Here is a 1,921-nt window from a genome sequence, read left to right as displayed (position 1 = left end):
AGCCCGAGTGGGCGGCGCCGCCGTGCACCAGCACCAGGCCGCGGGGTCCCGGGTCCCCCCAGGCGCGGTAGTGCACGCGGGCACCCTCCACGTCCACGTCGTGGTGCTGGGGCTGGTGGGCGATCGCCTCGCGGAACCAGCGCGGGGCGTCGTCGGTCGGGCTCACGCGCACGATCGTCGCACGCCCTCAGGCCTCGAGCCGGTAGCCCATCCCCGCCTCGGTCAGGAGGTAGCGCGGGTGGGCCGGGTCCGGTTCCAGCTTGCGCCGCAGCTGCGCGAGGTAGACCCGCAGGTAGTGCGCGTTGCCCTCGTACTGCGGCCCCCAGACCCGGCGCAGCAGCTCGCGCTGTCCCACGAGCCTGCCGCGGTGCTCGGCCAGCATCTCGAGGATGCCCCACTCGGTGGGCGTCAGATGGACGGGCTCGTCGCCCCGGCGGACCCGTTTGGCCTGTAGGTCCACGGTCAGCTCGCCGAGGCGCAGCACGGGGTCCGTCGCCGCCGCGGGACCCGCTGCGCCCCGCCGGACGGCCGCGCGCAGCCGGGCCAGGAGCTCGTCCATGCCGAAGGGCTTGGTCACGTAGTCGTCCGCGCCCGCGTCGAGGGCCGCGACCTTCTCCCCCGAGTCCGTGCGTGCGGAGAGCACGATGATCGGCACCGGGCTCCAGCCGCGGATTCCGGCGATGACGTCCGCACCGTCGAGGTCGGGCAGGCCCAGGTCGAGGACCACGACGTCGGGGCGCCGGTCCGCCGCGGCCCGCAGCGCCGCGGTCCCGTCCACGGCCAGCGTGACGTGGTAGCCCTGCGCGGTCAGGTTGATCCGCAGGGCCCGGGCGATGGCGGGGTCGTCGTCGACGACGAGCACCCGGGTCTGCGACACGGGCCCATTCACTCACATCCGGCGGGAGTGACGGGCGTCGCAGCGGGGATCACCCCTCGACGGCGACGCGGTTGAGTGGACGGACCCGCCCGTAGCGCCGCCGGAGGACCCCGTGACGTCACTGCTCGACCCGATCACCCTGCGCGGGGTCACCGCGCGCAACCGCATCTGGCTCGCGCCGATGTGCCAGTACTCCTGCGCCGCGGACGGGGTGCCCACCGACTGGCACCTCGTGCACCTCGGGGCGCGCGCCACGGGCGGGTTCGGGCTGGTCATGACCGAGGCGGCGGCGGTCACCGCCGAGGGCAGGATCTCCCCGGAGGACGCCGGCATCTGGACCGACGAGCAGGCCGCGGCCTGGGCACGGATCGCCGGCTTCGTGCGCGACCAGGGCGCCGTCCCGGCGATGCAGCTCGCGCACGCCGGTCGCAAGGCCTCGGTGCAGGCGCCGTTCCGCGGCACCGGGCCGGTGCTCCCGGAGGAGGGCGGCTGGGAGGCCGTGGCGCCGGCGGACCTCGCCTACCCGGGCTTCGCGACGCCGCGCGGGCTCACGCAGGAGGAGATCGCGGAGGTGGTCACGGCCTTCGCCGCGGCCGCCCGGCGCGCCGCGGCCGCGGGCTTCGAGGCGGTCGAGCTGCACGCCGCGCACGGCTACCTGCTGCACCAGTTCCTCTCCCCGCTGTCCAACCTCCGCACGGACGGCTACGGCGGGTCGTTCGAGAACCGCACCCGGATCGTGCGCGAGGCCGCCACGGCCGTCCGCGCCGCGCTGCCGGAGGACGCGGCGCTGTTCGTCCGGCTGTCCGCGAGCGACTGGGTCGAGGGCGGCTGGACCGCCGAGGAGACGGTGGAGCTCTCCGCGCTGCTCGCGGGCCTCGGCGTCGACCTCGTCGACGTCAGCTCCGGCGGCCTCGACGCCCGCCAGGACATCCCGGTCGGCCCCGGCTACCAGGTCCCCTTCGCCCGCGACGTGCGGCAGAAGGCCGGGATCGCCACCGGCGCCGTCGGCCTGATCACCGACCCCGCCCAGGCCCAGACGATCCT

The 1,921-nt window shown here is 75.8% G+C and carries 2 protein-coding genes; one reads left to right on the top strand and one right to left on the bottom strand.

The features are described 5' to 3' along the window. Positions 1-187: 187 nt before the first annotated feature. Positions 188-889, bottom strand: coding sequence for a response regulator (locus H5J29_RS30880; RefSeq protein WP_376768597.1), 702 nt, complete (start codon positions 887-889; stop codon positions 188-190). Between the two features lie 100 nt (positions 890-989). Here H5J29_RS30880 and H5J29_RS30875 point away from each other — a divergent pair. Further along, positions 990-1,921: NADH:flavin oxidoreductase/NADH oxidase (locus tag H5J29_RS30875; RefSeq protein ID WP_181784470.1), on the top strand; the 932-nt coding region annotated here is incomplete at its 3' end.

It is taken from the genome of Pseudonocardia pini, from assembly GCF_013870575.1.
Lineage (GTDB): Bacteria > Actinomycetota > Actinomycetes > Mycobacteriales > Pseudonocardiaceae > Pseudonocardia > Pseudonocardia pini.
Note: the sequence above shows the minus strand (reverse complement) of the source record. Positions and strands in the feature narration are given on the sequence as shown.